Below are 19303 nucleotides of genomic sequence, written 5' to 3'. Positions count from 1 at the left end.
CTACTCGACCCGCATCGCCGCGACCGGGCTCGCCTTCGCGGCCTTGCGGGCGGGCAGCAGGCCGGACAGGGCGGTCAGGGCGACGAGGGAGGCGGTCATCAGCGCCAGCAGCGGAACGGGGACTGACGGCGGTGTGTCCACGCCGAGTGCCAGCACGCCCAGCCACGCGTGCGGAACGCCGATGACGAGCCCGGCCACGCCTCCGAGCACCCCGTGCAGCGCGGACTCGGCGACCGTCGTGGAGCCGAGCGCGAACCGGCTGAACCCGAGGGCGCGCAGCACCCCCGACTCCTTCGTCCGCTCCACCACCGACAACGCGGCCGTCGTGCCGACGCCGACCACCGCGATCAGCAGCGTCAGACCCAGCATCGCGGCGGCCAGCGCGAACAGCAGGTCGACCACGTCGCGCACGTCGTCGCGCCGGTCGGCGAGCACGTCCACCTCGGTCCCCTCCCCCGCCGCGGCGCGCACGGCGTCGTGCGCGGCGAGCAGGTTCGCGGGGTCCTTCGCGGCGACCAGGACACCGGTCGGCGCCGGTCCGCCGAACCGGTCGAGGTCGGCGCGGTCCACGAGCACGCCCGCACCGCCGATCGACGTGCCCTCGACGACGGCCACCACCTCCAGCCTCCGGCCCGCGATGGTCACCCCGTCACCGACGCCCACCTGGTTGATCCGCGCGTAGGCCTTGGTGAACACCACCCTCCCCGGTCCGAGGTCGGCGGTCGACCCCGCGGTGGCGACCAGGTCGGCCGCGGTCGGCAGGGACCGGAAGTCCACATCGGACACCGCGAGGCCCGCCCGGCCGCGCGGCACCTCCACGTCACCCGGACGGTCCGGAAAGCCAGCACCAGCCCCAGTTCCGGCCGGTCCCGCAACGCCTCGACCACACCGGCGGGCAACGGCTCGCCCTCCTTGGCGGTGACCTCGACGTCGGCCGGGAACGACGCGGCCAGGTCCGCCCTGAGGTACCCGCGGACGGTGTCGCCGGAGACCAGCACACCGGTCAGCAGGCCCGCGCCGAGCGCCACGACGGCGGACACCGCGGCGGCACGGCCGGGTGCGCCGCCGACACCGCGAACGGCGACGCGGCCCACGACCCCAAGTGGCAGGGCGCCGAGCGCCCGGAGCACCGGCCCCACCAGCAGCGGTCCCCACGCGAGCAGCGCACCGAACACGAGCGCACCGCTGGCGACGGTCGACAGCAGCAGCTCCTCGGTCCTGCCACCGGGCCGGTAGGTGCTGGTCAGCCCGTTGGCGAACATCGAGCCGACCACGAGCCCCGCCCCGGCCAGCAGCACCGCACCGACGCCGACGCGCACGGCGGTCGTCGTGCCGGTCTCCCGCGGGCTCGCCGCCGTCCGCAAGGCCTCCAGCGGTGCCACGCGCGCCACCGTCCGCGCGGGCACCAAGGCGGCGAGGACGGTCACCAGCACCGACACCAGCACCACGACGGGCAGCGCGAGCGGCGACCAGCCCGGCGCGCTCACGTCCACCACCAGCGGCACGAGGTAGCCCACCCCGAGCGCGACGACCGAGCCGACACCCCCGGCGGCGAACCCGGTCAGCGCGCCCTCGGCGACCAGCGCCCGCACCAGCTCCCGCCGCGGGGCACCGACCGCGCGGAGCAGCGCGAGCTGCCGGGTGCGCTGGGCGAAGACGATCCGGAACGTGGACGTGGCCACCATCAGCGCCGCCAGCCCGGCGACCAGGACGAACGCCCCGAGCACCGCGAAGAGCTGGTCGGCCGAGCCGGTCGCCGCCGTCAGCGCCCGGTCGCGTGCCTCGTCCGCGGGAGTGGCCCCGACCAGCGCCCCGACCAGCGCCGCGGCGTCGGCACCCCGGACGTCGATCCTGGTCAGCTCGGTGTGCACGAGCGCGAGCGCCGCCACGTCGGTGGTGTAGACGGCCTTGCCGTCGGCCGACGGGGCGTCCACGACGCCCGTGACGACACCCAGCTCCGTGCTGGTGCCGACGGCGAGCCCGAGCCGTGACGACGCCGCGATCCCGCCGCTTTCCGCCGGGTAGGCGCCGTCGACGAGCCGCACCCGGCTCAGCGGACCGCTGCCGGGGTCCGCGACCAGCGTCACCGGGACACCGCCGACCGACGTGCGCGCGGCCAGCCTGCCCACTGCCTCGTCGACCCCTGACGTGGCGCGGACCTCCGCCAGCAGCGCGACGGGGTCGCCGTCCGGCTCGACCACGACGGTCGTCGCGGCCGGGATGTCGGTCACCGCCGCCAGGAACGTCGCCCCGGCGATGTCGCGGGCCACGACCGCGCCCATCGCGAACAGCGCCGCGACGGCGATCGCCAGGCCCGTCAACACCAGCCTGGTCGGCCTGCGCAGCACCCCGCGCAGGTGGGTCCGGGTGAAGCTCATCGGACCGCCCCCGCGTGCCGGAGCGCGGCGGTGACCCGGTCGGGCGTCGGGTCGTGGACCTCGCCCGCGACCCGCCCGTCGGCCAGCAGCACCACCCGGTCCGCGTAGGAGGCGGCCACCGGGTCGTGGGTCACCACCACGACGGTCTGCCCGAACTCGCGCACCGACGTGCGGAGGAGCCCGAGCACCTCCGCCCCGACGCCGAGTCCAGGTTGCCGGTCGGCTCGTCGGCGAACACCGCCTCGGGCCGGGACAGCAGCGCCCGCGCCAGCGCGACCCGCTGCTGCTGGCCGCCGGACAGCCGCGCGGGCCGGTGCCCCAGCCGGTCGGCGATCCCCAGCGCGCCGACCAGGTTCGCGAACAGCACCCGGCCCACCGGGCGCCCCACCAACTCCAGCGGCAGCCGGATGTTCTCCAGCGCGGTCAGCTCGGGCAGCAGGTTGAACGACTGGAACACGAACCCGACGCGGTCCAGCCGCACCCGCGTCAGCGTGGCGTCGGACAACGCGGTGAGGTCCGTGCCGCCCAGCAGCACCCGCCCCGACGTGGGGGTGTCCAGGCCCGCCGCGCAGTGCGTCAACGTGGACTTGCCGGACCCCGACGGGCCCATGATCGCCGTGAACGCGGCGCGTCCGAACGCGACCGAGACACCGTCCAGCGCGCGCACGGCGGCCGCCCCGTCGCCGTGCACCTTGACCAGGTCGACCGCGGACACCGCCGCGGCTCGCGAAGCACGCTCTGCCATGTCCCTGACGCTGGCAGTCCACAACGGACGCCCGCATCCGCCCGCCGACCGGGACACCTCTGCCGTTCGGCTGATCCGGCCCCGGACGCGGGCGGTTAGGCTCCCCGCATGGAGGTCACCCGCCTGCTGCGCGCGCTGGGCTGGGCGGCGACCGGGTTCGCCCTCCTGGTGGCGGTGGCCTTCGACCACGTCTACCTCGACTGGTTCCGCCAGGTCCCCTACGGCCCGTTCGAGCTCGCCGCGGCGGTCCTGCCTGCCCTGGCCCTGCTGGCGGCGCCTTGGCTCGGTCCTCGGGCCCTCCCCGTCACGGCGGGCGTGCTCGCCGTGACGGTGGTGGTCGTCCGGGTGCTGCACCGGACGACCGTCGAGGCGGACGACCACCTGCCGCCGTTCTCCGCGACCGCGGTCCTCGCCCTGCTGGGCCTGCTGGCGCTGCTCTCCTGGCGCGGCACGGCGCTGCCCTCGGCGTTCGCCGCCCCGGTCGTGGTGGCCGCCGTCGCGCTGCAACCCGTCCTGGTCAGGCAGACCGACGTGTACACCATCTTCACCCTCGTGCTGGCGCTGGTCGCGCTGGTCGTGCTCGGCGCGGGCGTCGCGGCCCGCCTGGTCGTGGCCGGGCGCCGTACCCAGGCGGTTCGCATCCGGCTGGAGCAGCGCGCCGAGTTCGCCCGCGACCTGCACGACTTCGTCGCCCACCACGTCACCGGCATCGTCGTGCAGGCGCAGGGGGCCAGGGCCATCGCCGCCAAGCGCCCCGACCTGGTCCTCCCGGTCCTCGTCCGGATCGAGAAGGCGGGGGTGGAGACCCTGGACTCCATGCGCCGCATGGTCGGCCTGCTCCGCGACGACGACCACCTGGCCCTCGCCCCGGTCGCGGGCGTGCCCGAGGTGCGCGCGCTGGTCGCGGACTTCGGCGCCGCGCTGGTCGAGGACGGCGACCTCACCGACCTCGCCGTCGAGGTCACCTCCACCGTGCACCGCGTGGTCATGGAGGCGCTCACCAACATCCGCAAGCACGCCACCGACGTCCACGCGGTGGAGGTCCTGCTGTGCCAGGCGAACGGCTGGGTCGTGGTGAAGGTGACCGACGACGGCACCCCCGGACGCGGGTCCTCCGGCGGCTTCGGCCTGCGGGGCCTGGACGAACGCGTCACGGCGCTCGGCGGCAGGATCCACACCGGCCCCGTCGCGACCGGCGGCTGGGCCGTCGAGGCGACCCTGCCCGCGAGGAGGACGACGTGACGATCACGGTGGTGGTCGCCGACGACCAGGCCATGGTCAGGGCGGGCTTCGGCATGATCCTGGCCGCCGAGGACGACATCGAGGTCGTCGGCGAGGCCTCCGACGGCGTCGAGGCGGTCGAACAGGCCTTGCGCCTGCGCCCGGACGTGGTGCTCATGGACATCCGCATGCCCCGCGTGGACGGCCTGGAGGCCCTGCGGCGGCTGACCGGGCCGAAGGTGCCGAACCCGCCGAAGGTCCTGGTGGTCACCACGTTCGACAACGACGAGTACGTGCACCGCGCCCTGCACGGCGGCGCCTGCGGGTTCCTGCTCAAGGACTCCGGCGCCACCCTGCTGGTCGAGGCGATCCGCGCGGCCGCCTCCGGCGAGGCCCTGGTCAGCCCGTCCATCACCGTCCGGCTCCTGCGCGCCTTCACCGCCTCCACCTCCGGCCCTCCGCCGCGCACCGACCTCTCCGCCCGCGAGACCGACGTGGTGCGGTTGGTCGCGAGAGGACTGACCAACGCGGAGATCGCCGCCCGGCTCCACATCTCCGTCGGCACGGTCAAGACCCACCTCGGCAGCGTCCAGACCAAACTCCCCGCCCGCAACCGCGTCGAGATCGCCGCCTGGGCCTGGCAGTCCGGCCTCGCGGGCCGCTGACCGCCTCCCCCGCACGACCGACCGCCGGGCGCACCACCCTCGGCCGAAAGGCGGAGGCGGACCGGTCTCCCGGCAGAGGCCGGCGGACGCCCGTCGCGACCACGCTGGTGCCACAACATCCGCCGGCGGCACAGGAGGTTCGGCAGTGTGGGACGACGTCGGCTACGCAGGTGTGGGCATCGAGTCCTGGTGGCTCCTCGCACCGGCCCTCGCCCTGTTCGCGATCGTGCTCGCGGTCAACGCCGCCCGACACCGACCGGGCTGGACCGGTAGCCACCTCCTCACCCGCGGCGCAGTCGCCCTGTACCTGGCGGGAGTCGCCCACTTCACCCTGTTCCCGATCGACTACGCCCTGGGTCCCCGGGGCAACCAGTCCCCCTGGTACGAGCAGATCGCCCCCATCCCCCTGCTCACCGCCGACCCCGCCTCCTTCACCCTCAACATCGCCATGCTCGTCCCGTTCGGCGTCCTGCTCCCGTTGGTGAGCACCAAGGTCCTGGACATGCGCGGCGTCGCACTCCGCGCGCTGGCGTTCAGCGCCGCGATCGAGACGACCCAGCTCCTCATCTACACCATCGCTCGCAGCGGCCGCGCCGTCGACGTCAACGACCTCCTCGCCAACACCCTCGGCGGCCTGCTCGGCTACTTCCTCCTCCGCACCCTGCCACCCCTGCACCACCTCGCCCTGCCCACCTCCCCCCTCGCCCCCGCCGCGCGTTGATCCAGCCCGCTCGCCAGGGCGCGGCGACGGTGGGACCACGCCGCCGCCCAGGGGGGCGAAGGTGGAATGGCGGCAACATGCAGCTGGGCAACGGCTACGTCGTCTGGAGCGTGCGCCGCGACCCACCGAACTGCTCGCGGCGAGCTGATCGGTCAGCGGCGAAGCACCTTCCTGGCCAGCAGGTTGCCAGCGAACTGCGCGACCTGCACGATCACGACGATCGCCACCACCGCGCCCCAGGTCACCGCCGGGTTGAACTGGCGGTAGCCGTAGACGAGCGCGAAGTTGCCGAGTCCGCCGCCGCCGATGACGCCGGCGATGGCAGACATGTCCACGAGGGCGACGAAGACGAAGGTGTAGCCCAGGACCAGTGGGCCGAGGGCTTCCGGGATGAGCACGCCGAAGATGATCCGCGGCCGACCCGCGCCCATGGCCCTGGCCGCCTCGACGACACCGGGGTCGACGCCGACCAGGTTCTGCTCCACGATGCGGCTGATGCCGAACGCGGCGGCGAGCGACAGGGCGAAGATGATCGCCTTGTTGCCGATGCCGATGCCCACGACGAGCCGGGCCAGGGGTTGGACGGCGCCGATGAAGATGACGAACGGGATGGGCCGGAAGAAGTTCACCAGCAGGTTGAGCCCCACCGACACCGGGGCGTTGGCGAGGATCCCGCCGCGGCGGGTGACGTACAGGGCGACGCCGATGACGAGACCGCCGACCCCGCCGAACGCCAGCGTGATCCCGACGATGTAGAGCGTCTCGAGGGTCGACTGCCAGAACAGCGGCTGGAGCTCGACGAGGCGGTCCATCACCCCACCTCCGTGGTCGGCACCTTGGCGCGCAGCCTGATCAGCGCGAGGTCGATGGCGGAGTCCCGGCCGCGCAGCGCCAACGTGAGGTTGCCGAACGACCGGCCCTGGACGTCCTCCATGCCTCCGTGGACGAGCTCGAAGCCGATGCCGCCCGCGATCAGCTCCGCGAACGCCTCCGACTGCGGCAGCGAGTCGTCGCGGAACGACAGCGTCACGAGCCTGCCGGTGTGGTTGGCCCGCAACGACTCCAGGGCCGCACCGGTGGGGACGTCGGCGACCAGCGTGCCGACGAACCGCTTCGTGGTGGCGTGCTGGGGGTGGGCGAACACGTCGAACGCGCTGCCGTCCTCGACGACCCTGCCCCGCTCCATCACGACGACCCGGTCGGCGATGGTGCGGACCACCTCCATCTCGTGGGTGATCACCACCGTGGTGACGCCCAGCTCCGCGTTGACCTTCTTCAGCAGCCGCAGGACGTCCCGCGTGGTCTCCGGGTCGAGCGCGCTGGTCGCCTCGTCGGCGAGCAGCACCTTCGGCGAGGTGGCCAGCGCCCTGGCGATGCCGACCCGCTGCTTCTGCCCGCCGGAGAGCTGGTCGGGGTAGCTGTGCGCCTTGTCGGCCAGCCCGACGAAGTGCAGCAGCTCCGAGATCCGCTCCCGGTGCTTCGCCTTGGGCACCTTGGCGATCTGCAGCGGGTAGGCGATGTTGCCCCACACCGTGCGCGAGGACAGCAGGTTGAACTGCTGGAAGATCATGCCGATGCCCAGCCGGACCTGCCGCAGGCGCCGTTCCGGCAGACCGGTGATCGTGGTCCCGGCCACGGTGACGGTTCCCGAGGTCGTCTTCTCCAGGCCGTTGACCAGGCGGACCAAAGTGGACTTCCCCGCGCCGGAGTAGCCGATGACGCCCGCGATCTGCCCCTCCTCGACGTGCAGGGTCACGTCCTCGACCGCGCTCACCGGGGCGGCACCCCGGTGGGCGCGCGGGAAGACCTTGGACACGTTGTCCAGTTCGATGATGGCCATCGCGGCTACTTCCGCTCCGCCGTGATCTTCTCGACGTCGTCCAGCGACTTCCGCAGGTCGCCCGCCGGGGTCTTGGCGAACACCGCGGTGCCACCGGAGACCTCCTTCACACCGTCGAGCACTTCCCGGCTGTTCTGGTAGATCTCGACGAGCTTGGTGTAGGTCGGGTTGTCCTTGTCCTGCTCGCGGGCCGCGAAGACGTTGACGTACGGCACCGCCTTCGGGTCGGCCGGGTCGTCCTTGGCGATCGCCTTGTCGAAGGACAGCCCCGCCTTCTCCACGAAGTCGTTGTTGATGATCGCCGCGGCCAGGTCGTCCAGCGAGGTGGCGGTCAGCGCGGCGTCGAGCGCCGTGACCTTCACCTTGGACGCGGCCTCGTCGACGTCGGTGAGGTCGGAGAAGATCGTGCCACCGGACTTCAGCTTCACCAGCCCGGCCGCCTGCAGCACCAGCAGTCCCCTGCCCTGGTTGCTGGCGTCGTTCGGCACCGCCACCGTCGCACCGGCCGGGACCTCCGCCGCGGACGGGTACTTCTTCGAGTACAGGCCCAGCGGGTAGATGGCGGTGGCCCCGACGGGCACCAGGTCCTTCTTGTTCGACACGTTGTAGTCGGCGAGGTAGACGATGTGCTGGAACTGGTTCAGGTCGATCTCACCCTCGGCCAGCGCCGGGTTCGGCTGGGCGTAGTCGGTGAAGTCCACCACCTCGACCTTGATCCCCTGGTCGCCCGCCGCCTTCACGTAGGCGGACCAGTACGGGTCGCCGGCACCGACCACACCGATCCGCACCGCCTTCTCCTCGGCCCCACCGCGGGTGACCGCGAACACGATCCCCGCGACCAGCACGACCACGACCACACCGACGACCGCGAACAGCCCCAGCCTCTTCTTCGGCGCCTCGACGAGTTGCTCGGACATCGGATCCCTTCTCCCTGGACTCCGCGCGACCACCGTGGACACGGGTGCGCGCCGGTGACAGTAGAAGTCCTTGCCCGGCAAAGCATGTCGTCCTGCCATGCGAGATCGTTCGGCCGGAAGGCGGATCCGTGATAAAGGACCGGGAACGACGAAGGCCCCGACGCGCGACGCGTCGGGGCCCTCCGTCCCACCGGATCAGGGGTCGTTCGGACTTCGCCCGTTGCCCTGTCCCGCACCGGCTGTCGCGCCGGACGTGCCCGTGATGACGGGCGGGCAGGTCGGCTTGCCGCAGCCCGCCGTCGTGGTCGTCGTCGTGGTGGCGGTGGTCGTGCTGGTCGTGGTCTCCGTCGTCTCCTCTTCGGACTCCTCGGTCGTCGTCACCTCGGTCGTCGTCACGACCGACGACACCTCGGTGGACGGCGCCGGGGGCTCCGACTGGCCGATCATCTTGGGTTTCGGGAACGTGTCCTTCGGGGCGCCGTCCAGGGCCTTGTCCATGAAGGCCTTCCAGATCTGGCCCGGCAGGCCGGATCCGAAGATCGGGGCGTCGTCGGCGTTGCGCAGCGCGACGTTGCCCGCCTCCGTTCCCATGTAGACACCCGCGGCGAGCGTCGGCACGTAGCCGACCATCCACGCCTTCGAGTTGTCCACGCCGTCGAGCTCGTGCGTGCCGGTCTTGCCGGCGCACTCGCGGCCGCCGGCGCAGATCGTCCGGGTGCTGGCCTTCGGGATGTCCTTGAGCACGTCGGTGACGTTGTCCGCGATCTGCTCGCTCTTGGACGCCTCGGCGTCGAACGCCGGCTTGGACTTGTCGGCGTGCTCGTGCAGCAGCTTCCCGTCCGGGCTCTCGATCTTCGTGATGAAGAACGGCTCGTGGTAGGTGCCCCTGGCCGCGAACGTGGCGTACGCCACCGTCATGTCGAACGGGCGCACGAGCGTCTTGCCACCGCCGATGGAGATGTTGCCGTCGGGCGCGTCGCCGTTCTCCCCCGCGAGGAGCTTCTGCGGGTCGCCGCCGTTGACGGAGACCTCCTCGGGGATGCCCGCCTGGAACGCCGCCTCGGCGACCTTCTTGGTGGTGACCTTGTTCACGGCCATGTCGTAGAACACCGTGTTCACCGACTTGACCATCGCCTCGCGCACGCTGCACTGCTTCGGCACGTCGCAGTGGACCCCCTCGGCGTTCTTCACCGGGTTCGTCTCACGACCGGGGAACGTCCGCGGGGAGCTGCCGTCGTAGACCTCGCCGACACCGTGCCCCTGCTGGAGCGCGGCGACCAGGTCGAACGGCTTGAACGACGAGCCGGGCTCCTGGAGCGTGCCCTTGTTGTAGTCGATGCCCACCCCGTCGTTGCCCGCCCAGTAAGCGCGCACCGCACCGGAGGTCGGGTCGATCGCGGTCAACGAGTACCGGAGGTTCTCCGGCTGGCCCTGCATGACCTCGCGCACGGCCGCCTCGGAGGCGTCCTGCATCTTCGGGTCGATGGTCGTGTGGACGACGACACCCTGCTTGAGCGCCTTCTCCATAGTCATCCCGATCCCGGGACTCTCCATCTCGGCCTCGACCTGGGCCTGGATGTGGGCGCGAACGCCCTCCAGCGCGTTCTGCTGCACGTCGGCCAGCGGCACGGGCTTGGGGAAGGACTGGCTGTCGCGGTACTCCTTGGTGATCCACCCCTTGTCCACCATCTGACCCATCACGAACTCCCACCGCTTGACGGGGTACTTCTCCTCCTCCGAGCGGCTGGGGTTCTGGATCATGCCCGCGATCAGCGCGGCCTCGGACGCCGTGAGGTCCTTGACGTCCTTCTTGTAGTACATCTGCGCGGCGGCCTTGATGCCGAACGCCGACCGTCCCTGGTAGATCGTGTTCAGGTACGCGGCCAGGATCTCCGACTTGCTCTTCTGGTTGCTCATCTTGTAGGCCTTGACGACCTCGGTGAACTTCCGGGAGAGGGTCTGCTCCTCGTTCTCGGTCGCCTTCTTCACGTACTGCTGGGTCAGGCCGGAGCCACCGCTCTCACCGCCGGTGACCTGGATCCAGACCGCTCGCCCGATGGCCTTGAAGTCGAAGCCGGGGTTGGTCTCGAACGTGGCGTCCTCGGCCGCGAAGACGGCGTGCTTGACGTCCTCGGTGAGGTCGGGGTCGTCGATCGCGAGCAGCTCGCGGTTCGACCCCTGCGGCGCGATCTTCGCCATCTCCGAGTTGTCGGAGTAGAGGATGGTCACGGCCTTGTCCTGGCGCGAGGCCACCTCGGCCGGGTCGGGGACGTCCACGACCTGGTAGGCGATCGCGAAGGCGACCACCGGGGTCAGGATCGCCAGGCCCGCGGCGACGTAGGTGATCCGGCGGACGCGCCGCCAGATCTTCTTCTTGCGCAGGCGCCGCTCCTCCTCCTCGCTCAGCTCCTCGGCGTCGAGCTCGTCGTCGTAGACGTCGTCCTCGACGTCCAGCGGCGGCTCCTCGGGCTCGCGGTGCGTGAGCAGGTCCGGTTCGCGCGCCGAGGGCGGGCGCACCGGCTCGAGCAGGTCGGTCAGCTCGTCGGCCTTGTTCCCCGTGGGCGGGGGTGCACCGGGTCCACCGGGCCGGGGGCCGCCGGGAGGCACGGGAGGACGCCCGCCGGGACCGGGGGGTACCGGGGGACGGCCGCCTGCGCCAGGGGGCGCCTGGGGCCTGCGGGGAGGCATCGGCGGACGACCGCCCTGGGGTGGCGGACCACCCGCGCCGGGGGGCACGGGTCCGCGTGGGGGCGGCCCCTGGTTCATGGCGCCGGGCGGAGGGCCCTGCCGGGGGCGGCCTCCACCGGGGGGCGTGTCGGGACGCGGGGGGACGCCGCCCCTGGGCGGGAGCCCACCGGGCGGTGTGCCCGGCCGCGGGGAGGGGTTCCGGGCGCCCCCGCGGTCCGGGGCGTCGTGGCGCCGCCCCGCGGAGCCGCCGTCCGGGTCGTCCCCGGTCGGCCACTGCGGCTCCTCGCCACGCTGTCTGTCGTCGTGCTGGTCGTTCACTAAAAGGCCTCCCAGACCGGCGCACGGGCGTGCGCGGTTCGGTGGTCGTCCATCGCCTGTTCTCGGGGTGTGGAGGACCTCCGCGAGACGGGTTCACCCCGCGGCGGGCCTCCGGTGTGCCCGGAGTCCATCCGGGCACACGTTTCCCTAGACGTCCGACGCACCATGTGGTTGCACCACTTGTGCGACGAACTTTCCACAACGGGCTCCACCACCGGGCAACCGGCCCGGTGACACGCGCTTCCCGGCGCCGGGGTAAGGCGCGGCGGGCATCACCCTCGGTGGTCGGGAACAGCCGTAGCGCGACGATGTCCTTGCGCTGCCCGTCGACGTTGGCGAGAGGTGGCGCCGCGGAACGGCCTGGTCGGCTCGCGATGGGTACCCGGCCGGACCACCAGAGTGGTGGTCACCCGCCCACGACGTCGCCGACCAGCCGGTCCACGCGGAGCCCGCCGTCAGCGGCGCGGTCGGCCCTACGCCGTCGCGCCGATGAGGTCCGCCGCCCGTTCCGCGATCGCCACCACCGTCGCGTGGGTGTTGGCCGACGGGATCCGCGGGATCACCGAGGCGTCCGCGACCCGCAGCCCGGCGATGCCGTGCACGCGCAGCTCCCGGTCCACCACGGACATCTCGTCCTCGCCCAGCGCGCACGTGCCCGCGTAGTGGTAGTACGACGTGAGGGTGGCCTTCAGGTACTCCTCGCCACCCGACTCCAGCTCCGCTCCGCGCCACGGGGTGAAAGCGCTTGCCGCGCCGATCTCGCGCACGAGCTCCAGGCCGGCGACCATCGCCCGCACGTCCCGCGGGTCGGTCAGGTAGCCGGGGGACAACGCGACCCCGTTGTCCGTCAGGCGCAGTCGGCCGCGGCTGTGCGGGGTCATCAGCGCGACGCTGAGCGCGTAGAGGCCGTCGGCCGCCGGAGCGGTGAGGAACGACTGCAGGTCGGGGGCTTCCAGCGCGGGGTCGCTGCGCAGCAGGCCGATGGCCTCGATGTTGTTGTTCACGCCCCGCGGGACCGGCCGCGCGGCGCTGTGCACGACGAAGCTGACCGGGTGGTCGTGCAGGTTCTCCCCCACCCCCGGCAGGTCCGCTACCACGTCGATCCCCTTGTCCCGCAGGTGGTCGGCGGGCCCGATCCCGCTCAGCAGCAGCAGGTGCGCCGTCCCGATGGTGCCCGCGCAGAGCACGACCTCGGCCGCCCCGACGCGGACGTGCTGTCCCCCAACGGTGTACTCGACGCCGGTGGCCCGGTCACCGTCCACGACGAGCCGCCGGACCTGTGCGCCCGCCACCACGTGGAGGTTGTCGCGTGCGCGCAGGTAGGCGTCCGCGGCGCTCTGCCTGCGGCCGTCGACGATGTTCAGGTCCACCCAGCCGAACCCCTCCTCGAGGCCTCCGCTGATGTCCGTCGCGCGCCGGTGCCCCGCCTCCGCGGCGGCGTCCAGGTAGGCCTGCGCGGTCGGGTGCCGCCGCGCCGCGGGCGCCACCCGCAGCGGGCCGCCGACCCCGCGCAGCCCCGGGTCCCCGGCGGGGGCGTGCTCGCTGCGCCGGAAGTACGGCAGCAGGTCGTCGAACTCCCAGCCCTTCCCCCAGTCGTAGCCGTCCCGGTGCCCCCTGGCGAACACCATGCCGTTGATCGCCGACGACCCGCCCAGCCCCTTCCCGCGCGGCCAGTCGAAGGGGCGTCCGTGCTCCGGGAGCGTCTTGTCCCGCCAGTCCGCGTCCGACCCCCTCAGCGACAGCCAGTCGACGGGCGCGACGGTGCGCGGGGTCGCGCTTCCCGCCTCCAGCAGCAGCACCCTGGCGTCGGGGTTCTCGGCCAGCCGGGCGGCGACCACGCACCCCGCGCTCCCCGCGCCCACCACGACGTGGTCGTAGCCGCCGTCGGGGGTCCGGCCGTCGCGGGCGTGCGGCACCGTCATGAGATCTCCACGGACACTGGTTCGGACAGTCGGACTCCCCATCTCCAACGTGGCACTGTGGACGGACGCGGTCAACGAAGATGACCAAGGTCTGCCACGGGTCCGCCCGCGTCAGCTCCTCGCCGCGTCGGCGACCACCGAGGGGTGCCGGGCGAGCAGGTCGTCCAGCCGGGAGCCGACGTCCGAGCAGTTGAGGCGCACGACCGACAGGAACGCCGCGAGCACCGGGGACCTGTCGGCCGCCCGGAACGACATCGCCAGGTCGGGCAGCCGGTAGCGGGGCTCGACGTCGCAGAACCGGATGTCCGTGCGGGCGATCAGCCGCATCCGGTTCGGTCCCAGCCCGACGCCCGCGCAGCACGCGGCGAGCCCGGCGATCGTGTGGACGTCGCGGGCGAGCGTGGCGCCGTCGAGCGGCGCGCGGTCCGCCCCGAAGACGGGCCGCAGGTAGGAGGCCGCCGCGTCCGGGCTCACGATCAGGTCCTCCGCGGCCAGCTGGTCGAGTTCTACGGCCGACCGCCCGGCGAAGGGGTGCGCCACCGACACGACCGCGACCAGGTGGTCGGTCCCGATCGACACGGTGAGCAGGTCCTCCGCCCCGACGCCGCGCGGGTTCCCGCGTCCCACCGCCACGTCGAGCTCGCCCGCCAGCAGCGCCGCGGTGCCGGTCGCGCTGTCCAGCTCCTGCAACGCGAGCCGGACGCCGGGGTGGGTCCGGCGGAACCGGCCGAGCACCCCCGGCAGCGGGTCGAGCAGCGCGGACCCGGTGAACCCGATCCGCAGCCTCCCGGTCTCCCCGCGGGCCGCGCGGCCCGCGTCGACGGAGGCGAGGGTCATCTCGGCGAGGGCGGCCCGCGCGCGGGCCAGGAACGCCTCGCCCGCGGCGGTCGGGACGACCCCGCGGGACGTGCGGTCGAACAGCAGTTCGCCGATCTCCCGTTCGAGGGCGGCGATCTGGGTCGACAGCGGGGGCTGGGCGATGCCGAGCGAGCGGGCGGCGCGACCGAAGTGCTGGTGCTCCGCGAGGGCGAGGGCGTAGCGCAGGTGCCGGGCTTCCACCCCGTCACGATACGTCCTGGGTATCGCGGAGACCCCAGTGAGATATCGCGGTGGATGGAGGTGGGGTCGACGGTGTGGCCTTGACGGGCAACCAGCACCCCGTGGAAAGGCCGTTCCCGTGATCCGTCCCTCCTCGTCCGAGACCGTCGTCGTGCTCGTCCACGGCGCCTGGCACTCCGCCCTGCACTGGGCGGCGACGCAGCGGGCACTGGCCCGCCACGGCGTGGCCGGCGTCGCGGTCGACCTCCCCGGCTGCGGGCTCGACGCCCCGGTGCCCACCGGCTTCTACCGGCCGGGCCAGCCGGGGATCACCAGCGAGAGGTCGCGGCTGGGCGACCTCGCGCCGCAGGACGGCGTCGACGCCGTGCTCACCGCGCTGGTCGACGTGCGCACGCGCTACCGCAACGTGGTCCTGGTCGCCCACAGCGCGGGCGGCGGCCCCGCCACCGCCGCGGCGGAGCAGGCCCCCGAGCTCGTCGACCGGGTCGTGTACCTCTCCGCGTTCGTCCCCGCGGGCCGCCCCCGGTTCCAGGACTACATCGAGGCACCCGAGAACTCCTCCGCCGCCAAGCTCCCCATGCTCGGCGACCCCGCCGCCCTCGGTGCCTTCCGGATCAACCCGCTGTCCCCCGACGAGACCGAGGTCGACCTGATCCGCCAGGCGTTCCTGAACGACCTCCCGGCCACCGCGTCGGACTCCTGGCGCCAGTTCCTCACCCCCGACCACCCGTTCGCGAGCTTCACCACGCCGGTGCCCGTCACCCCCGACAACTGGCGGCGGGTCGCCCGCACGTTCGTCCGGCTGACCGAGGACCGGGCGCTGCCGATCGCCGTCCAGGACCTGATGGTCGCCGAGGCCGACCGGTTCGCGCCGGACACCCCGGTGCAGGTGCGCTCCCTGCCCGGCGGCCACTCGCCGTTCGCCACCCGGCCCGCCGAGCTGGCGACGCTGCTCGCCACGACCGCGTTGCAGCGGACGCCCCGGTGAGCGCCCACCACCCCCGGCTCCTGCTGCCGATCGTCCTGTCCGGGACGTTCGTCCAGCTCTTCAGCGTGACGGTCATGCAGGTGGCGGTCCCCGACGTGCAGCGGGACCTCGCGACGGGCTCCGGCACGGGCCAGCTGGTCCTCGCCGGGTACACGCTGACCTACGCCTGCTCGCTGGTCGTGTCGGCGCGGCTGGGCGACCGGTACGGCTACCGCGGGATGTTCGTCCTCGGGATGGCGCTGTTCACGCTCGCCTCGCTGGGGTCGGCCTTCGCGCCGTCGGCGTGGCTGCTGGTCGCGGGCAGGCTGGCGCAGGGCGTCGGCAGCGGGCTCATGGCCCCCCAGACGCTGTCGCTGATCCGGTCCTCGGTGCCACCGGACCGGCGGGCCGCCGCGTTGAGCGCGTTCGGCGCGACGATGGCGGCGGCGTCGATGGCGGGCCCGGTGCTCGGCGGGGTGCTGATCCAGTTCGCCCCGCTGGGGCTGGGCTGGCGGGCGGCGATGCTGCTGACCGTGCCGGTGGGGCTCGCCGCCCTCGCGCTCTCCCCCGTGCTGCCCGCCTCCCGCGGCGGCGCGGACGGCGACCGCGTCGACCCGGTCGGCGCGACGCTGAGCCTGCTCGGACTGGGCCTCCTCGTGCTGCCCCTCACCGTCGGCCGGGACGCCGGGTGGCCGCCGTGGACGTGGGCGAGCCTGGTCGTGGCGGTGGTGCTCCTGGTCGGGTTCGCGCTGTCGCAGCGCAGGGTGCCGCACCCGCTCGTGCACCCGAGCACGATGTCCGACCCGGCGACGAGACGGGGACTGGGGATGGTCCTGGTCTTCAACGCCGGGGTCCCCTCGTTCAGCCTGCTGCTGGCCACGCACCTGCAGGTGGCGGAGGGCGCCAGTCCACTGCGGACCGGGCTGACCGCCACCCCCTACGCGGTCGGGGCGCTGGTGGGCAGCGGGATGTCGGCCGCGCTGAGCGCGCGGTTCGGCCGCTGGGCGCTCGGCGGGTCGTCCGCGACGCTGGGGCTCGTCTGCCTCGCCGTCGCCGCGACCATCCACGAGCCCGCCCTGCGGTGGGTGCTGTGGCTCGCCCTCGGCGCGGGCGGGTTCGCGTTCGGCGCCTTCACGTCCTCGGCGTTCACCCGGATCATCGCCGAGGCCCGCCCCGAGGCCGCCACCTCGGTCTCCGGTCTGCTCCCGACCGCGCAGCAGCTCGGGGGGACGGTGGGCGTCACCTTCGCGGGCATGGCCTACGCGGTGCCCGCGAGCCCCGGCACCGCGCTGTGGCACGCGATGACCTACGAGGTGGTCGTGTTCGCGTTGGCGGCGCTCCTCGCGGTCGTGCGGGCACCCCGTGCGGCGGACACCTCCACCGCACGGGCTCGCACGCCCTCAGTCCCGTTGTGACCGAACCACCGGGCCCGTCTCCGGTTTTCCGTCACGCACAGCGGAAGCGGTCACCGTGCCGGGCGGCGAGCTCGTCGGCACGGGCCAGGAAGGCGGCGGCACCACCGGGGTAGGCCGCGACGTACTGCGCGGCACCGCCGGTCCAGATCGGGAACCCCGCGCCCACGATCGACCCGATGTTGGCCTCGGCCTCGGTGACGGCGCTCCCGTCGGCGACCGCGCGCCGGGCCGCGACCGCCGCGACCATCGTCAGCCGTTCGACGGCATCGCGCAGGTCGACGGCGGAGTCCCCTTCGCCGCGGTCGACCTGCGCGACCACTGGGTCCTTTGTGGACAGTGCCGGGGCGGCGAACCCGGCTCGTGCCAGCGCGAGCCGGACCTCCCGTTCCGGGACGCCCTCGTCCAGCAGGGCCGCGCGCTCCGCCGTCACGGCGTCCACGACCCGCCCGACGAACGAGCCCTGGCAGCCCCGCACCAGGAGGGGGATCCCGGCCAGCCCGATGGCGACGTCGAACGCCTTGGCCACCACCGCGTCCGGAGTGCCGTCCGGGCAGGAGAGCTCGACCAGCGGTGCCGACCGGGCGAAGTACAGCGCCAGCAGCGGTGGCCGCTGGGTCGGGTGGCGCAGGCGCAGGCCGATCCGGGTCGACCCGATCACCATCGTGCCCGCCGTGGCGTCCAGGACGACGTCGTGATCGGCGTCGACCGTCCGCACCACCGGCCACCCCGCCCGCGCGCACCGCTCGGCGAGGTCCGCGGCCGTCGCGGTGTCGCCGAGCACGGCGACGCGGGCCGGTGTCCACCGGGCGTGGCCACCGGGGCGGGCCACGCCGTCCGCGACGGCCTTCGGGTCGACCATCGCCCTGGACAGGTTCATCCGCCGCGGGCCGTCGAACAGCTCGAAGAAGTGCTTGGTCTCGACGGCGAACGCCGTGTCCGGGTCCACCCGCGCGATCTCGACGGCCGCCGCGAGGACCGCGCGCCGCGCGGGTTCCAGCGCGCTTTCCGGCCGGGCGTCGAGATCGGCTTCCAGCCGGCGGACCAGGGTGTCGAACTCACGGGTGCCGGGCGTGGGGCCGGGGACGCGGTAGCCGGGCCGGTCCCAGCGCTGGGTGAAGTCCTGGTCGCCGTCGGCCCGACGCGCGTGGACCCACGCGCGCGCCCGTGCGACGCACTCCTCGCGCGTGGACGCGAGCTCGTCGACGATCCCGGCCCGTACCGCCTCCGCCGGGCCGAGGACCGCGGCGGGGCCGACGACCTGCTCGACGACCGCGGCGATCCCGAGCATGCGGGTGGTGCGGACGAGTCCGCCGCAGCCCGGCATCAGCCCCATCGCCACCTCGGCCAGGCCCCAGAAGACGTCCGGCGCGTCGAGGCCGACCCGGTGGTGGCAGGCCAACCCGAGCTCGAGGCCGCCACCGAGCGCGGAGCCGGTCATCGCGGCGGCCACGGGGATCCCCAGCGTCTCCAGCCTGCGCAGCTGGTCGCGGACCGGGACCACGAACCCGTACGTGGCGGCGAGCTCGTCCAGGGGGATCTCGCCGATCTCGACGTCCTGGCCGGAGAAGAACGACCGCTTCGCCGAGGTGAGCACGATCCCCCGGACCTCGTCACGGCGTGCCTCGACCTCGTCGAGGCACGCCCCGAACCCGTCGTGGTGCCGCTGGTTGACCATGTTGGCCGTGCGGCCGGGGTCGTCGAGGACGACCGTGACGATCCCCTCGGCGTCCAGCTCCCACCGCACCGCGCTCCGCCGGTCTGCCACTGCCGCTCCTCGGGGCCGGGGTCGGTTACCATCCGACCAACTGGAAGATTCCTCCACTTAAAATATGGAGGATTCCTCCACTTGGCAAGGAGGAGTGCATGGCCGACCCAGCGCGCCCGCTGCGCGCCGACGCCCGGCGCAAGCGCGAGGCGATCGTCGAAGCGGCCAAGGACGTGCTCGCGGAGTGGGGCGCGGACGTCCCCCTCGACCACGTGGCCAAGCGGGCGGGCGTGGGGATCGCGACGCTCTACCGGCACTTCCCGACCAGGGAGGAGCTCATCGCGGGCGTCTACCTCAGCGAGATCGACCCGTTGTGCGACACCCTCGACGACCTGCTCGCCGCGATGCCCGCCGACCGCGCGCTGACCACGTGGATGCGGCGGTTCGTCCGCCACGTCGGCTCGAAGCCGTGCATGCCGCTCGCGGTGAAGTCGATCATCGCGCCCGACGGCCCCGCGGTGGTCCGCCCGGCCCACGACCGCCTCCTCACGACCGTGACCCACCTGGTCCGCACCGGCGAGAGGGCGGGCGTGTTCCGCGAGGGAGTGGTACCGGAGGACCTGCTGATGGCGATGACCGGGTTCTGCCTGGCGTCCGACCGGACGGACCTCCCCGACCAGGGCGACCGCGTCGTGCTCATGCTGGTCGACGGCATGCGCCCGCGGGAGGTCTAGACCCCGTC

The 19303-nt window shown here is 73.3% G+C and carries 15 protein-coding genes and 1 pseudogene; 6 read left to right on the top strand and 10 right to left on the bottom strand.

Going from position 1 to position 19303, the window contains the following annotated elements:
• The 3 genes and pseudogenes from CLV43_RS24880 to CLV43_RS24870 form a co-directional block, all read right to left on the bottom strand.
• Nucleotides 1-696: an ABC transporter permease gene (locus CLV43_RS24880; protein ID WP_146174893.1), complete on the bottom strand. Its 696-nt coding sequence runs from the start codon at nt 694-696 to the stop codon at nt 1-3.
• Nucleotides 642-2378 carry an ABC transporter permease gene (locus CLV43_RS24875; RefSeq protein WP_106189672.1) on the bottom strand — a complete coding sequence of 579 codons (1737 nt, stop codon included), beginning with the start codon at nt 2376-2378 and terminating at the stop codon, nt 642-644. Before CLV43_RS24875 ends, CLV43_RS24880 begins: the two co-directional genes overlap by 55 nt.
• Nucleotides 2375-3123, bottom strand: a pseudogene (locus tag CLV43_RS24870) (ABC transporter ATP-binding protein). The gene CLV43_RS24875 and the pseudogene CLV43_RS24870 overlap by 4 nt, the downstream one beginning before the upstream one ends.
• Before the next feature lie 108 nt (nt 3124-3231).
• Here CLV43_RS24870 and CLV43_RS24865 point away from each other — a divergent pair.
• From CLV43_RS24865 to CLV43_RS24855, 3 genes are all read left to right on the top strand, one after another.
• Nucleotides 3232-4365, top strand: coding sequence for a sensor histidine kinase (locus tag CLV43_RS24865; RefSeq protein WP_106189671.1), 1134 nt, complete (start codon nt 3232-3234; stop codon nt 4363-4365).
• Nucleotides 4362-5009, top strand: a complete 648-nt coding sequence (locus CLV43_RS24860; RefSeq protein WP_106189670.1) for a response regulator — start codon at nt 4362-4364, stop codon at nt 5007-5009. The genes CLV43_RS24865 and CLV43_RS24860 overlap by 4 nt, the downstream gene beginning before the upstream one ends.
• Nucleotides 5010-5154: 145 nt before the next feature.
• On the top strand, nt 5155-5730 hold the full coding sequence (locus CLV43_RS24855; protein WP_106189669.1) for a VanZ family protein: 576 nt from the start codon (nt 5155-5157) through the stop codon (nt 5728-5730).
• Nucleotides 5731-5882: 152 nt separating this feature from the next.
• Here CLV43_RS24855 and CLV43_RS24850 read toward each other — a convergent pair whose 3' ends face one another.
• From CLV43_RS24850 to CLV43_RS24825, 6 genes are all read right to left on the bottom strand, one after another.
• Entirely contained in the window at nt 5883-6542 is a 660-nt protein-coding gene (locus tag CLV43_RS24850) for a methionine ABC transporter permease (protein ID WP_106189668.1), read from the bottom strand.
• Nucleotides 6542-7570 (bottom strand): methionine ABC transporter ATP-binding protein, encoded by a 1029-nt coding sequence (locus CLV43_RS24845; protein ID WP_106189667.1) that lies wholly within the window; start codon nt 7568-7570, stop codon nt 6542-6544. The genes CLV43_RS24850 and CLV43_RS24845 overlap by 1 nt, the downstream gene beginning before the upstream one ends.
• 5 nt (nt 7571-7575) lie before the next feature.
• Nucleotides 7576-8487, bottom strand: a complete 912-nt coding sequence (locus CLV43_RS24840; RefSeq protein WP_106189666.1) for a MetQ/NlpA family ABC transporter substrate-binding protein — start codon at nt 8485-8487, stop codon at nt 7576-7578.
• Between the two features lie 195 nt (nt 8488-8682).
• Complete coding sequence (locus CLV43_RS24835; protein WP_245886929.1) at nt 8683-11094, bottom strand: transglycosylase domain-containing protein; 2412 nt, start codon at nt 11092-11094, stop codon at nt 8683-8685.
• 872 nt (nt 11095-11966) lie between these two features.
• A complete protein-coding gene (locus CLV43_RS24830) occupies nt 11967-13415 on the bottom strand; it encodes a GMC family oxidoreductase (protein WP_106189665.1) in 1449 nt (482 codons plus the stop codon).
• A 111-nt stretch (nt 13416-13526) separates the two neighbouring features.
• Nucleotides 13527-14474 carry a LysR family transcriptional regulator gene (locus CLV43_RS24825; RefSeq protein ID WP_106189664.1) on the bottom strand — a complete coding sequence of 316 codons (948 nt, stop codon included), beginning with the start codon at nt 14472-14474 and terminating at the stop codon, nt 13527-13529.
• Nucleotides 14475-14592: 118 nt separating this feature from the next.
• Between CLV43_RS24825 and CLV43_RS24820 the strand changes: the two genes are divergently transcribed.
• Together CLV43_RS24820 and CLV43_RS24815 are read left to right on the top strand one after the other, a co-directional pair.
• A complete protein-coding gene (locus tag CLV43_RS24820; protein ID WP_106189663.1) occupies nt 14593-15462 on the top strand; it encodes an alpha/beta hydrolase in 870 nt (289 codons plus the stop codon).
• Entirely contained in the window at nt 15459-16856 is a 1398-nt protein-coding gene (locus CLV43_RS24815) for an MFS transporter (protein ID WP_245886928.1), read from the top strand. Before CLV43_RS24820 ends, CLV43_RS24815 begins: the two co-directional genes overlap by 4 nt.
• A 31-nt stretch (nt 16857-16887) precedes the next feature.
• On the opposite strand, the gene CLV43_RS24810 is transcribed toward CLV43_RS24815, so the two are convergent.
• Nucleotides 16888-18621: an enoyl-CoA hydratase/isomerase family protein gene (locus CLV43_RS24810; protein ID WP_170155994.1), complete on the bottom strand. Its 1734-nt coding sequence runs from the start codon at nt 18619-18621 to the stop codon at nt 16888-16890.
• Nucleotides 18622-18719: 98 nt separating this feature from the next.
• Here CLV43_RS24810 and CLV43_RS24805 point away from each other — a divergent pair, with 98 nt between their 5' ends.
• A complete protein-coding gene (locus tag CLV43_RS24805; protein WP_106189661.1) occupies nt 18720-19295 on the top strand; it encodes a TetR/AcrR family transcriptional regulator in 576 nt (191 codons plus the stop codon).
• Nucleotides 19296-19303: the final 8 nt, after the last annotated feature.

This window comes from Umezawaea tangerina (assembly GCF_003002815.1).
In the GTDB taxonomy this organism is placed as follows: Bacteria; Actinomycetota; Actinomycetes; order Mycobacteriales; family Pseudonocardiaceae; genus Umezawaea; species Umezawaea tangerina.
This window is presented reverse-complemented; position numbering and strand designations above follow the sequence as displayed.

What these genes read in the sequence shown, in the direction of transcription:
- CLV43_RS24850 (WP_106189668.1), bottom strand. Translation starts at nt 6,542, where the DNA reads ATGGACCGCCTCGTCGAGCTCCAGCCGCTGTTCTGGCAGTCGACCCTC.
- CLV43_RS24875 (WP_106189672.1), bottom strand. Translation starts at nt 2,378, where the DNA reads ATGAGCTTCACCCGGACCCACCTGCGCGGGGTGCTGCGCAGGCCGACC.
- CLV43_RS24845 (WP_106189667.1), bottom strand. Translation starts at nt 7,570, where the DNA reads ATGGCCATCATCGAACTGGACAACGTGTCCAAGGTCTTCCCGCGCGCC.
- CLV43_RS24830 (WP_106189665.1), bottom strand. Translation starts at nt 13,415, where the DNA reads ATGACGGTGCCGCACGCCCGCGACGGCCGGACCCCCGACGGCGGCTAC.
- CLV43_RS24805 (WP_106189661.1), top strand. Translation starts at nt 18,720, where the DNA reads ATGGCCGACCCAGCGCGCCCGCTGCGCGCCGACGCCCGGCGCAAGCGC.
- CLV43_RS24840 (WP_106189666.1), bottom strand. Translation starts at nt 8,487, where the DNA reads ATGTCCGAGCAACTCGTCGAGGCGCCGAAGAAGAGGCTGGGGCTGTTC.
- CLV43_RS24865 (WP_106189671.1), top strand. Translation starts at nt 3,232, where the DNA reads ATGGAGGTCACCCGCCTGCTGCGCGCGCTGGGCTGGGCGGCGACCGGG.